At 56.8% G+C, this 680-nt stretch carries 1 rRNA gene; it reads right to left on the reverse strand.

Annotated elements, in window-relative coordinates:
- A 16S ribosomal RNA gene (locus ACFFHC_RS11565) occupies positions 1-676 on the reverse strand; the annotation flags it as partial.
- Positions 677-680: the final 4 nt, after the last annotated feature.

The raw sequence follows: 680 nt of genomic DNA on the forward strand, positions 1-680 counted from the left end.
ATTCCACCGCTACACCAGGAATTCCAGTCTCCCCTACCACACTCTAGTCTGCCCGTACCCACTGCACGTCCAGGGTTAAGCCCCAGATTTTCACAGCAGACGCGACAAACCGCCTACAAGCTCTTTACGCCCAATAATTCCGGACAACGCTCGCACCCTACGTATTACCGCGGCTGCTGGCACGTAGTTAGCCGGTGCTTCTTCTGCAGGTACCGTCACAAAAGCTTCTTCCCTGCTGAAAGAGGTTTACAACCCGAAGGCCGTCATCCCTCACGCGGCGTCGCTGCATCAGGCTTTCGCCCATTGTGCAATATTCCCCACTGCTGCCTCCCGTAGGAGTCTGGGCCGTGTCTCAGTCCCAGTGTGGCCGGTCGCCCTCTCAGGCCGGCTACCCGTCGTCGCCTTGGTAGGCCATTACCCCACCAACAAGCTGATAGGACGCGAGTCCATCCACCACCGATAAATCTTTCCACCAACACCCCATGCAAGGGTTGGTCGTATCCAGTATTAGACGCCGTTTCCAGCGCTTATCCCAGAGTGATGGGCAGGTTACTCACGTGTTACTCACCCGTTCGCCACTGATCCACGAGTGCAAGCACCCGCTTCACCGTTCGACTTGCATGTGTTAAGCACGCCGCCAGCGTTCGTCCTGAGCCAGGATCAAACTCTCCGTAGAAAAT

This window comes from Kytococcus schroeteri (assembly GCF_042433515.1).
GTDB classification, from domain to species: Bacteria; Actinomycetota; Actinomycetes; order Actinomycetales; family Dermatophilaceae; genus Kytococcus; species Kytococcus schroeteri.